The organism is Kribbella sp. NPDC104740 (assembly GCF_055583505.1).
On sequence record NZ_JBVJNV010000006.1, the window covers coordinates 341,794 to 353,001 of the forward strand.

General features: G+C 69.8%; 9 protein-coding genes. 7 read left to right on the plus strand and 2 right to left on the minus strand.

Annotated features, from left to right (window positions below):
• Positions 1-49 precede the first annotated feature (49 nt).
• Entirely contained in the window at positions 50-1,267 is a 1,218-nt protein-coding gene (locus ACZ6Z4_RS29665) for an acetyl-CoA C-acetyltransferase (RefSeq protein WP_465571279.1), read from the plus strand.
• Positions 1,264-3,402 (plus strand): 3-hydroxyacyl-CoA dehydrogenase NAD-binding domain-containing protein, encoded by a 2,139-nt coding sequence (locus ACZ6Z4_RS29670; protein WP_465571281.1) that lies wholly within the window; start codon positions 1,264-1,266, stop codon positions 3,400-3,402. The genes ACZ6Z4_RS29665 and ACZ6Z4_RS29670 overlap by 4 nt, the downstream gene beginning before the upstream one ends.
• Before the next feature lie 45 nt (positions 3,403-3,447).
• Here the strand turns inward: ACZ6Z4_RS29670 and ACZ6Z4_RS29675 are convergent, their stop codons facing one another.
• On the minus strand, positions 3,448-3,978 hold the full coding sequence (locus tag ACZ6Z4_RS29675) for a YbhB/YbcL family Raf kinase inhibitor-like protein (RefSeq protein ID WP_465571283.1): 531 nt from the start codon (positions 3,976-3,978) through the stop codon (positions 3,448-3,450).
• A 102-nt stretch (positions 3,979-4,080) separates the two neighbouring features.
• Between ACZ6Z4_RS29675 and cobT the strand changes: the two genes are divergently transcribed.
• The 3 genes from cobT to ACZ6Z4_RS29690 all read left to right on the plus strand — a co-directional run bounded on the left by cobT (position 4,081) and on the right by ACZ6Z4_RS29690 (position 7,275).
• On the plus strand, positions 4,081-5,169 hold the full coding sequence (gene cobT, locus ACZ6Z4_RS29680) for a nicotinate-nucleotide--dimethylbenzimidazole phosphoribosyltransferase (protein ID WP_465571288.1): 1,089 nt from the start codon (positions 4,081-4,083) through the stop codon (positions 5,167-5,169).
• A complete protein-coding gene (cobA, locus tag ACZ6Z4_RS29685) occupies positions 5,166-6,386 on the plus strand; it encodes a uroporphyrinogen-III C-methyltransferase (RefSeq protein WP_465571291.1) in 1,221 nt (406 codons plus the stop codon). The genes cobT and cobA overlap by 4 nt, the downstream gene beginning before the upstream one ends.
• Before the next feature lie 79 nt (positions 6,387-6,465).
• Positions 6,466-7,275: a TrmH family RNA methyltransferase gene (locus ACZ6Z4_RS29690; RefSeq protein ID WP_465571295.1), complete on the plus strand. Its 810-nt coding sequence runs from the start codon at positions 6,466-6,468 to the stop codon at positions 7,273-7,275.
• Here the strand turns inward: ACZ6Z4_RS29690 and ACZ6Z4_RS29695 are convergent.
• Positions 7,272-8,201: an erythromycin esterase family protein gene (locus ACZ6Z4_RS29695; protein ID WP_465571298.1), complete on the minus strand. Its 930-nt coding sequence runs from the start codon at positions 8,199-8,201 to the stop codon at positions 7,272-7,274. The two genes, ACZ6Z4_RS29690 and ACZ6Z4_RS29695, sit on opposite strands and share 4 nt — an antisense overlap.
• Positions 8,202-8,431: 230 nt before the next feature.
• Here ACZ6Z4_RS29695 and ACZ6Z4_RS29700 point away from each other — a divergent pair, with 230 nt between their 5' ends.
• The gene (locus tag ACZ6Z4_RS29700; protein ID WP_465571301.1) at positions 8,432-9,865 is read left to right on the plus strand and encodes an aldehyde dehydrogenase family protein; all 1,434 of its coding nucleotides are present in this window, start codon (positions 8,432-8,434) and stop codon (positions 9,863-9,865) included.
• 20 nt (positions 9,866-9,885) lie between these two features.
• Positions 9,886-11,208: an ABC transporter substrate-binding protein gene (locus tag ACZ6Z4_RS29705; protein WP_465571304.1), complete on the plus strand. Its 1,323-nt coding sequence runs from the start codon at positions 9,886-9,888 to the stop codon at positions 11,206-11,208.

An 11,208-nucleotide genomic window follows, 5' to 3' on the forward strand; every position in this document is an offset into this window, starting at 1 on the left:
GTGACACCAACACTGTCACAATCGGGGGAACTCGACCGACGGGACCACCATGAGTGAAGCCTTCCTGTACGACGCGATCCGCACGCCGCGGGGCAAGGGCAAGCCGACCGGCGCGCTGCACGAGGTCAAACCGATCCAGCTGGTCACCGGCCTGTTGCACGAGCTGCGGGCCCGCCACCCGCAGCTCGACCCGGCGGCCATCGACGACGTGGTGCTCGGGGTGGTGACGCCGATCGGCGACCAGGGCATGGACATCGCGCGGACCGCCGTACTGGCTGCCGGGTACCCGGAGACGACCGGCGGCGTCCAGCTCAACCGCTTCTGCGCGTCCGGTCTGGAGGCGGTGAACCAGGCGGCGCAGCGGGTGCGTTCGGGCTGGGAGGACTTCATCCTGGCCGGCGGGGTCGAGTCGATGTCGCGCGTCCCGATGGCCTCCGACGGCGGCGCCTGGGCGATGGACCCGGAGACCGCGCTGCAGACCAACTTCATCCCGCAGGGCATCAGCGCCGACCTGATCGCGACCATCGACGGGTTCTCTCGCAGCGACGTCGACGCGTACGCCGCGGAGTCGCACGCCCGGGCCGCGAAGGCCTGGGCGAACGGGTACTTCGCGCGCTCGGTCGTCCCGGTCGACGACCGCAACGGCCTGCGGATCCTCGACCACGACCAGCTCGTCCGCCCCGGTACGACGGTGGAGACGCTGGCCGGGCTGCCCGCGTCGTTCGCCGCGATCGGCGAGCACGGCGGGTTCGACGCGGTCGCGCTGGAGAAGTACGTGCGGGTCGAGCGGATCGAGCACGTGCACCACGCGGGCAACTCCTCCGGCATCGTCGACGGCGCCGCGTTGGTGGCCATCGGCAACGAGAAGGCGGGCGCCGCGCTCGGTCAGGCGCCGCGCGGACGGGTGGTCGCGGCCGCGGTCAGCGGCGCCGATCCGACCATCATGCTGACCGGACCCGCACCGGCCGCGCGCAAGGCGCTGGCCAAGGCCGGGCTCGAGGTCGGTGACATCGACCTTTTCGAGATGAACGAGGCGTTCGCGGCCGCGGTGCTGCACTTCATGGCCGACCTCGGCGTACCGCACGAGAAGGTGAACGTGAACGGCGGCGCGATCGCGCTCGGGCACCCGCTCGGCGCCACCGGCGCGATGCTGGTCGGAACCCTGCTGGACGAGCTGGAGCGCCGTGAGCTCCGCTACGGTCTGGCCACCCTGTGCGTCGGCGGCGGGATGGGCGTCGCGACCATCATCGAGAGGCTGGCGGCATGATCTCCTGGACCGAGGACAGCGGGATCGTCACGCTGACGATGGACGACCCGGACGCGTCGGCGAACACGATGAACGACGCGTACCTGACCGCGATGGGCGCGACGGTCGAGCGGCTCCAGGCTGCTGAGGGCTTGAAGGGCGTCGTGATCACCAGCGCGAAGAAGACGTTCTTCGCCGGTGGCAACCTGCAGCTGATCTCGCAGGCGCAGCCGGAGGATGCCGCGCAGGTGTTCGCGACCGTCGAGGAGGTCAAGCGCCAGCTCCGCGCGCTGGAGACCCTCGGCGCCCCGGTCGTTGCCGCAATCAACGGGTCGGCGCTCGGCGGCGGGCTGGAGATCGCGCTCGCCTGCCACCACCGGATCGTTGCCGATGACAATCTGATCGAGCTCGGTGTCCCGGAGGTCACGCTCGGCCTGCTGCCCGGCGGCGGTGGCGTCACCCGCGCGGTCCGGATGCTCGGGCTGCAGGACGCCTTGATGAAGGTGCTGCTGCAGGGCCAGCGGATGAAGCCCGCGCACGCGCAGTCGGTCGGCATCGTCGACGAGATCGTCCCGCGCGACGAGCTGCTCGCCCGTGCTCAGCAGTGGATCGAGTCGTACGACGGCGACGCCAAGCAGCCCTGGGACCGCGACGGCTACAGGATCCCGGGCGGTACGCCGTCCTCGCCGAAGCTCGCCGCGTTCCTGCCCGCTTTCCCGGCCAACCTGCGCAAGCAGCTCAAGGGCGCGCCCTACCCGGCGCCGCGAGCGATCATGAGCGCCGCCGTCGAGGGCGCGCAGGTCGACTTCGCCACCGCCTCCCGGATCGAGTCGCGCTACTTCGTCTCGCTGGCGACCGGGCAGATCGCCAAGAACATGATCAACGCGTTCTTCTTCGAGCTGCAGGCGATCAACGCGGGCGCTTCGCGGCCGGACGGCGTACCGGCGTACCGGGCTGTGAAGGTCGGTGTGCTCGGCGCGGGGATGATGGGCGCCGGGATCGCCTACTCCTGCGCGAAGGTGGGCATCGAGGTCGTGCTCAAGGACGTCTCGCTGGAGGCGGCCGAGAAGGGCAAGCAGTACTCCGAGAAGCTGCTCGCCAAGCAGCTGAAGAAGGGCCGGACGACCGCGGCGAAGGCCGAGGCGTTCCTCAGCCTGATCACGCCGACCGCCGACCCGAACGACCTGGCCGGCTGCGACCTGGTGATCGAGGCGGTCTTCGAGAGCGAGGAGCTGAAGCAGAAGGTCTTCGCCGAGATCGCCGGCGTGGTCGAGCCGGACGCGCTGCTCTGCTCGAACACCTCGACGCTGCCGATCACGTCGCTTGCCGACGGCATCGACCGTCCGGACGACTTCATCGGGATGCACTTCTTCTCGCCGGTCGACCGGATGCCGCTGGTCGAGCTGATCGTGGGGGAGAAGACGTCGGACCGTGCACTGGCCAAGGCGTACGACGTGGTCCGGCAGATCAAGAAGACGCCGATCGTGGTCAACGACAGCCGCGGGTTCTTCACCTCGCGGGTCTTCGGCACGCTGGTGATGGAGGGCGCGGCGATGGTGGCCGAGGGCGTCGACCCGGTGACGGTCGAGCGGGCCGCGACGCAGATGGGCTTCCCGGCCCCGCCGCTGGCGATGCTGGACGAGGTGACGCTGACACTGCCGCAGAAGATCCGCGACGCGGCGCAGGCGGCCGGGGACAGCGCGGGAGCGTTCGACGGGCATCCGGGCATGGCGGTGACCGATCGCCTGGTCAGCGAGTTCGACCGCAAGGGCAAGGCGGCCGGTGCCGGGTTCTACGAGTACCCGGCGGACGGGCCGAAGCACCTGTGGCCGGGGCTGTGGGAGCACTTCGGCGGCGCTGCCGACGTACCGTTCGCCGATCTCCAGGAGCGCCTGACCTTCGCGATGTCGCTCGAGACCGTCAAGTGCCTCGACGAAGGCGTGCTGCGCTCGGTGGCCGACGCGAACATCGGCTCGATCTTCGGCATCGGCTTCCCGCCGCTGTACGGCGGCGCCCTGCAGTACGTCAACCAGTACGCCGGCGGCCTGCCCGGCTTCGTCGCTCGCGCCCGCGAGCTGGCGGCGGCGTACGGGTCTCGTTTCGAGCCGAGCGCGCTGCTGGTGCGCAAGGCCGAGGCCGGTGAGCGCTTCAGCTGAGCAGTACGGCGGGGAGTCGTTGCCGGCTCCCCGCCGTACCAGCGGTCACTCCGGGGCGGTGTAGACCGGGGTCGCGATCGCGCGGGCCAGCGTGTGGAAGGCCAGGTTGAAGCTGACCACCGCGGCGCTGGCCTGGTCGTCGACGTCGAGCTTGTCCACGTCGAGGGCGTGCACGACGAAGTAGTACCGGTGCGGGTGGTCGCCGGCCGGCGGGGCCGCGCCGCCGAAGTTCTTGGTGCCGTAGTCGTTGCGGACGTGGAACGCGCCGTTCGACAGCCGCTCGGTCGTCCCTGCGCCCGCCTCCAGCTCAGTGACGTCGGCCGGCAGGTTGACCAGGATCCAGTGCCAGAACCCGGACGGGGTCGGCGCGTCCGGGTCGTAGCAGGTCACCACGAAGCCCTTGGTCTCCGCCGGGAACCCGCTCCAGCTGAGCTGCGGGGAGGTGTTGCCACCGGCAAACACCTGGGCGTCGTCGAGGGGCTCACCGTCGGTGAAGTCGGTACTGGTGACGGTGAACGAGCCCACCGTCGGAAGCTTCTCGTACGGGTCCTGCGCGACCGGCCGTTCGAGCGACATCTGATGATCCTCCCGGGATCTCGCGTGTGGTGATCCCGACATTACTGGCCTCGTCCCGCGGACTCCGGCCGGGGCGCGGCCGCCGGGATGCGAAGATCGGGGGTGGCCGTGCCCGAACGGCCGACGACGAACCTGGAGGAAACCGCGGTGGAGGAGATCCTGACCCGGATCGAGCCGGCCGACGAGGCAGCGATGACCGCAGCCACGCAGCGTCACCAGCAGCTCACCAAACCGGCCGGCTCCCTCGGCGTACTCGAGGATCTGTCGATCCGTGTCGCGGGGATGACCGGTGCGGTGGTGCCTGCACCAGCAGTGGTGACTGTCTTTGCTGCTGACCACGGTATTCATGCTCAGGGTGTCTCACCGTGGCCCCAGGAAGTCACCGCCGCAATGCTCGCCAACTTCGCGGCCGGCGGCGCGGCGGTGAACGCCTTCGCCAAGAACAACCAGGTCGACGTACGGGTGGTGGACGTCGGTGTGGCCAGCGACGTCGACGGCCTCGACATCGTTCACGCCAAGGTCCGCCCCGGCACCCGTGATCTGTCCGTCGGCCCCGCGCTGACCGCCGACGAGGTGCTGGCCGCGATCGAGGTCGGCTACGAGCTCGCCGACGAGCTCGTGCGCGACGGCTACCGCTGCCTGCTCACCGGCGACATGGGCATCGCCAACACCACCGCCTCCGCGGCCCTCATCGCCACCTTCACCGGCGCCTCCGCGGCCGACGTGACCGGCCGCGGCACCGGCATCGACGATGCCACCCTCGCCCACAAGACCGCGGTCGTCACCGCCGCGCTCACCCTGCACGGCGTACCGGCGACTGAGCCGCTCGACGCGCTGGCGGCGTACGGCGGCCTCGAGCACGCTGCGCTCACCGGCTACATCCTGGGCGCTGCCGCGAACAAGATCCCGGTCATCCTCGACGGCGTGATCGCCGGTGCTGCTGCGCTGGTCGCTCAGGCGCTGCACTCGTCGGCCACCGACTACTGCGTTGCCGGCCACCGCTCGGCTGAGCCCGGGCATGCTGTCGCTTTGAAGGCTCTGGGTCTGCAGCCCCTCGTCGATCTGGACCTCCGCCTGGGAGAAGGGACAGGCGCCGTACTGGCCTACCCGATCCTGACCTGCGCCGTTCGTGCGCTCGCTGAGATGGCGACTTTCGAGTCCGCTGGAATTGCTGCTGGAGAGAGCGAATGACCGAGCCTGCTCCCTACCTTTCGGGCTTGGTCCTCACCGGCCGGCGCGTGGTCGTCGTCGGCGGCGGGGGAGTGGCCCAGCGCCGCCTCCCGCGCCTGCTCGAGACCGGTGCGCAGATCGACGTGATCTCACCCGCGATCACCCCGACGATCGAGGGCCTGCTCACCAATCCCGACCTGCGCTGGGTCGAGCGCGGCTACACCGCCGGCGACCTCGACGGCGCCTGGTACGTCGTGGTCGCGACCGACGACGCGGCGGTGAACGACCAGGTCTCCGCCGAGGCCGAGGAGCGGCGCATCTTCTGCGTCCGCTCCGACGACCGCTCGCGTGCGACCGCCTGGACCCCGGCGTCGGGTCAGCACGACCACGTGACGATCGGCGTGCTCGGCGCCGGCGACCACCGCCGCTCGGCCGCCGTGCGGGACGCGATCCTGGAGGAGCTGCGCACCGGCGCGCTCGGTGCCCGCGACTCGCTCGACAAGCAGCCCGGCGTGTACCTCGTCGGCGGCGGCCCGGGCGACCCCGACCTGATCACCGTCCGCGGACGCCGGCTGCTCGCGGAGGCCGACGTGGTCGTCGCCGACCGGCTCGCCCCGCAGCAACTCCTCGACGAGTTGCACCCCGAGGTCGAGCTGATCGACGCGGCGAAGCTCCCGCGCGGCCGCTCGGCCCAGCAGGAGGAGATCAACCGCATCCTCGTCGAGCGCGCGCTCGCCGGGAAGCTCGTCGTCCGGCTCAAGGGCGGCGACCCGTACGTCTTCGGCCGCGGCTTCGAGGAAGCCATCGCGTGCGCCGAGGCGGGTGTCGCGTGGACGGTCGTTCCCGGTATCACCAGCTCGATCTCGGTCCCCGCTGTCTCCGGCATCCCGGTGACCCACCGCGGCGTCACCCACGAGTTCACCGTCGTCTCCGGGCACATCCCGCCGGACCACCCGGACTCGCTGATCAACTGGCCCGCGCTGGCCCAGCTCTCGGGCACGCTCGTCCTGCTGATGGCGGTCGAGAACCTCCCGAAGATCACCGCCACTCTCCTGGAGCACGGTCGCCCCGCCGACACCCCCGCCGCGGTAATTGCCGACGGCACTCTGCCTTCGCAGGAGATGGTCACCGCCGACCTCGCCACCATCGCCGCCACCGCTCAGGAAGCCGGCCTCGGCGCTCCCGCGATCGTTGTCATCGGCAACGTAGTGGACGTCGCCGCGCAGGTCCGCCGATGACTGCCGGTACGACAGCGCCCGCGGCACTGGAAGCCGTTCGGGCTCAGCGCCGGGGACCGGGACGCCGGGCGGTGCGTGCGTGATCGTCGAGATCGACCAGCCCGACGACCCTCGCCTCGCCGACTACGTCCAGCTCCGCGAGGTCAACCTCCGGCGCCTCCTCGAAGAGGAGCACGGCCTCTTCATCGCCGAGGGCGACAAGGTGATCCGCCGAGCCGCCGAGGCCGGGTACGAGCCCCGCTCGTTCCTCCTCGCTCCGCGCTGGCTCGACACCCTGGCCGACGTCCTGGAGAAGTGGCCCGAGGCCCCCGTCTACCTCGTCTCCGAGGACCTCGCCGAGCAGGTCACCGGCTTCCACGTCCACCGCGGCGCGCTCGCGTCGTACAAGCGCCAACCGCCCGCCGACCTCGACACCCTGCTCGGCGCCGTCCGGACCGGCCGGATCGCGATCTTCGACGACATCGTCGACCACACCAACGTCGGCGCCGGCTTCCGCGCCGCCGCCGCGATGGGCGTCGACGCCGTCCTGGTCACCCCGACCTGCGCCGACCCCCTCTACCGCCGCTCGGTGAAGGTCTCCATGGGCACCGTCTTCCAGGTCCCGTGGACCCGCCTCACCTCCTGGCCCGGCGACCTCGCGAAGTTGAAGTCCCACGGCTTCACCACCGCCGCCTTCGCCCTCACCGACGACTCGATCACCCTCGACGACCTCACCGCCCGCCAGGACCCGAAGCTCGCCCTCATCTTCGGCACCGAAGGCCACGGCCTCAAACCCCACGTCCTCGCGGAATCGGACGTGATCGTCCGCATCCCGATGTCCGGCGGCGTCGACTCCCTGAACGTCGCGTCCTCAGCCGCGGTCGCCTTCTACGCCACCCGCCCGCACTAACCTGCCGCCGGGGGAGTGTCGAGCGTGGTCGTCACCACCGCGTACCGCTCGCCGATCAGCGAGCTCACGATCGCACCGGCCGACTGCCACGTCAGCGTCATCCCGCCCATCTCCAGCACGCTCGGATCCCTTTGCAGGTGGGCGTTCTGAGCGCACACCAACGTCCGTCCACGCTGATCCTCCTGCGAACGGATGTCGAGCAGGTTCTGCGCCATTATCACGTCCCGCACCGCGAGCAGCCCGGAGATGCGCGTGGTTTCGTCGGTCTCCTCAGCAGACTGCTGGTGATAGCGCAACAGCCCGAGCGCGGTGTTCGCCTGCGTACGAGCCCGATACCAAGCACCGCGCGAGCTGGCGGCGACCAGCTCCGGCGCTCGCCGGTACAGCGCCGTGAGCAACTCGTCCGCCACGACCCTCAGCTCCATGGCCTCAGGGCTGCGGCCTGGCGACTGGCTCGCGTCCATGATCGCCTCCTGCCGGCTCCACCGCTCGTCGTCCTCGAAGCTCAGGTCGAGTCCGAGGTAGTCCGCGACGTACTGCAGGTACGCCGCGGGATGCGGCGCCATCACCGTCTCCGTCGGCAGATCGAACCCGTGGAACGACACCTGATCGGCGCGCCTCGAGTTCCACTCCCGCATCCACTCGACCAGCTGCCGGTTCGCCTCCACCGCGCCGAAGCCGTGCGAGAACCCCGCGTCCATGACCGCGTCCAGCGATCCCTGGCCACGCCGTACGTAGTCGTCCACCAGGAAGCTCGCCACCCGATCGGTCTCCAGCGCGATCGACCGGTACCCCATCCCGACCAGCTCGGCGAACAGTTCGTTGCGGATCGGACCGAACGACGCGTCCTGCGTCGGGTGCGCCGGTTCACTCACGGCGAGCAGTTCGCACGGCCCGCTCGCGACCTTCTCGATCTCTTCTCTCATACCTTTCAATCCTACGATTGAAGCGCTTTGGGGAAGCTTCACCGCCAGTCTCAGCGTGACCGCACCCGGAAAGCTTCAACCGATCCAACCAACCCCACCGCACCCCTTGACCGATCACCGGGAATGCGCAATCCTCCAGGGAAAGCGCATTCCGATCCGGGATGCGGGAAGCACCGGCCCAGCGACACATCGGGGAGTCCTCCGGGCGGGTTCACAGTGGGAGGTCGCCGATGGTTTCGGTTCCTGCGAGCGGTGTGCGGGACTACGAGTCGCAGGTCTGGATCGACGGGTGGTGCGAACCGCCCGCGTCCGACTGGGTGCCGGTGCTCGACAAGGGGTCGGGCCAACCGTTCGCGCGCTACGGCAGCGCCTCGGCCGAGCAGGTCGACCGGGCGGTTCGCAGCGCGCGGCGGGCCCAGGCCGAGTGGGCCGAGGTCGACGCGAACACACGCTGCGAGATCCTTCGCGCCTTCGCCGGTGAGCTGGACAAGCGGCGCGACGAGCTGATCACGCTGATCATCCGCGAGACCGGTGGCACGCGCGAGAAGGCGGAGGAGGAGCTGGGCCAGTCGATCAACCAGCTGCTCAACTCGGCGACCCAGCTGACCGAGAACGCGGGCGCGATCCTGCCGCCGTACAAGAGCGGGAAGATCTCGCTCTCCCGGGCGGTCCCGCTCGGGGTGATCGGGCTGATCGTGCCGTGGAACTACCCGATGAGCCTCGCGATGCGCGCGCTCGCTCCCGGGCTGGCCTACGGCAACGCGGTCGTGCTGAAGCCGGCCGAGCTGACCCCGATCGCGGGCGGCCAGATGCTGGCCGAGGCGGCCAAGGCGGCCGGCGTACCGGCCGGGGTGTTCAACGTGATCCCGGGAGACGGGCCGGAAACCGGGAGAACGCTCTCTGAGCATCCCGACCTGGATCTCATCCACTTCACCGGCTCGTTCGAGGTCGGTCAGCAGATCTCCGCGTACGCCGGGAAGAACTTCCGCGCCGCGGCGACCGAGCTCGGCGGCGACAACGCGTTCGTCGTACTGGACGACGCGGATCTCGACCAGGCCGCGAGCTGCGCGCTGTGGTCGTCGCTGTGGTACCAGGGCCAGACCTGCATCACCGCCGGCCGGCACATCGTGATGCGCCAGGTCGCGGACCAGTTCACCGAGGCCGTCGTCGAACGGGTCGCGAAGCTCCGGGTCGGCGACCCGCTGCGCGACGACGTCGACCTCGGCCCGATCATCAGCCCCCGGCAGCTCGAACGCTTCGCCGACGGTCTGGTCGCCCCCTCGATCGCGGCCGGCGCGAAGCTCGCCACCGGCGGCACGTACGACGGGACGTTCTACCAGCCCGCCGTCCTGACCGGCGTGACCCCGCAGATGCCGGTGTTCACCGAGGAGATCTTCGGCCCGGTGATGCCGATCACCGTCGTCGACAGCGAGGCCGAGGCGCTCGACCTGGTGAACCGGCACCGCACGCTGATGAACTCCGTGTTCACCGGCGACCCGATGCGCGGTCTGGCCTTCGCGCAGAAGGTGCGCAGCAACGAGGTGCACGTCAACGACGGCTACGCCCGGCACGGCGGCGAGGGCCAGCTCGCGGCGTACACGCACCGGCAGTGGATCGGCCTGCAGACCACCCCCACCGGCTACCCCGCCTGGGCGTCGAAGTGAGGACCCGAGAAGGAGTCACGATGAAATCAGGCAAGACCGCCGTCGTCGGCGTACTGGTCGCGGCGGCGCTCACGCTCGCCGGGTGCTCGAGCTCGGACTCGGGATCCGCCCCGACGGGCGGTGGCAGCAGCAGCTCGGGCGAGAAGATCACGCTGGAGTTCGTCAACTGGGACGGCGGCATGGACAAGGTCGTCGCCGCCTGGAACGCCGCGAACCCGAACGTCCAGGTGAAGCTGACCAAGCCGTCCGGCACCGGCTACACGCTCTACAACAAGCTGATCACCAACAACAAGGCCGGCACCAACCCCGACATCACCCAGGTCGAGTACCAGGCGCTGCCGGCACTGATCGCCAACCAGGTCGTGGTCCCCATCGACGACTACGTGAAGGGCCTGGACACCAAGTACGACAAGGCCGCGCTCTCCCAGGTCCAGTTCGAGGGCAAGACGTACGGCGTACCGCAGAACGTCTGCCCGATGGTGTTCTTCTACCGCAAGGACGTCTTCGACCAGCTCGGCCTGAAGGCCCCGGCGACCTGGGACGAGTACGCCGCCACCGCCGCGGCGCTGAAGAAGGCCGCGCCGAAGAAGTTCATCGGCAACTTCACCGCCGCCGACCCGGGCTGGTTCGCCGGGCTCGCGCAGCAGGCCGGGGCCAACTGGTGGAAGGCCGACGGCGACACCTGGTCGGTGAACATCAACGATGCCGCGAGCAAGAAGGTCGCCGACTACTGGGACGGCCTGATCAAGAAGGGCCTGGTCAGCCCGCAGCCGAACTGGTCGGCGCAGTGGAACACCGACATGAACAACGGCACCCTGGTCGGCTGGGTCGGCGCGCAGTGGGGCCCGAACCAGCTGCCGTCGATCGCCAAGGACACGGCCGGCAAGTGGGCCGCCGTACCGCTGCCCGCGTGGACCGCGGGCGACAAGACCGTCGGCATCTGGGGCGGTGAGACCGAGGCCGTCACCGCGAACTCCAAGCACCCGGCCGAGGCCGCCAAGTTCATCGAGTGGATGAACTCGTCGGAGGAGGGAATGAGCATCCTGGTCAAGGACGTGCAGGCCTTCCCGGCCTCCAAGCAGGGCCGGGAGCTGCCTGCGCTGAAGACGCCGCCGCCGTTCATGTCGAACCAGCCCGACTACAACACGCTGATGGCAACGGTCTCGGCCAACGTCCGGAGCTTCGACATCTGGGGCCCGAACGCGAACGTCACGTTCGATGCCTACAGCAACGCCTTCGGAGCGGCGCTGCAGAACAAGACCGCGCTCTCCGGTGCTCTCGACACGATGCAAGAGGCAACGGTCAGCGACATGAAGAAGCTCGGCTTCCAGGTCGCCGGCTGA

Excerpts from the sequence above, each read along its gene's own strand:
- cobA (WP_465571291.1), top strand. The coding sequence starts at position 5,166 with ATGACCGAGCCTGCTCCCTACCTTTCGGGCTTGGTCCTCACCGGCCGG.
- ACZ6Z4_RS29705 (WP_465571304.1), top strand. The coding sequence starts at position 9,886 with ATGAAATCAGGCAAGACCGCCGTCGTCGGCGTACTGGTCGCGGCGGCG.
- ACZ6Z4_RS29665 (WP_465571279.1), top strand. The coding sequence starts at position 50 with ATGAGTGAAGCCTTCCTGTACGACGCGATCCGCACGCCGCGGGGCAAG.
- ACZ6Z4_RS29675 (WP_465571283.1), bottom strand. The coding sequence starts at position 3,978 with ATGTCGCTCGAACGGCCGGTCGCGCAGGACCCGTACGAGAAGCTTCCG.
- ACZ6Z4_RS29670 (WP_465571281.1), top strand. The coding sequence starts at position 1,264 with ATGATCTCCTGGACCGAGGACAGCGGGATCGTCACGCTGACGATGGAC.
- ACZ6Z4_RS29695 (WP_465571298.1), bottom strand. The coding sequence starts at position 8,201 with ATGAGAGAAGAGATCGAGAAGGTCGCGAGCGGGCCGTGCGAACTGCTC.
- ACZ6Z4_RS29700 (WP_465571301.1), top strand. The coding sequence starts at position 8,432 with ATGGTTTCGGTTCCTGCGAGCGGTGTGCGGGACTACGAGTCGCAGGTC.